This is a genomic window from Streptomyces sp. URMC 126 (assembly GCF_051386555.1).
In the GTDB taxonomy this organism is placed as follows: Bacteria; Actinomycetota; Actinomycetes; order Streptomycetales; family Streptomycetaceae; genus Streptomyces.
Window position 1 is genome coordinate 1 of sequence record NZ_JBPQTX010000921.1, and the last position, 267, is coordinate 267.

General features: G+C 62.9%; 1 protein-coding gene. It reads right to left on the reverse strand.

Features of this window, described 5'->3' with window-relative positions; translation table 11 throughout:
- Positions 1 to 267 (reverse strand): RHS repeat-associated core domain-containing protein (locus tag ACSNOK_RS34500; protein ID WP_436784663.1); only part of this gene is annotated, 267 nt, incomplete at both ends.

Consider the following 267-nt stretch of genomic DNA (forward strand, 5'->3'; position numbering starts at 1 on the left):
GTTGAGGTCATAGCAGTTGACAGGGTCCCCTGCGCAGTACTCGTATGCGTTGGCGTTGCCGCCGAAGACCGGGTCGGTTGACAGGAAGCGTCCAGTCGTGGGGTTGTAAAGTCGGACGCCCATGAGGCTGAGGCCGGTGACTGTCTCGGTGGAACGCTGTTTCGCGCCGAGCCAGTTGTAGCGGGTGGCGGATTGGTTGGTTCGAGGGTTCCCGTATTCGTCGCTGTCCAGAGCCGTCGGGGCCTGGGACGTGTCCAGCGGTAGCTG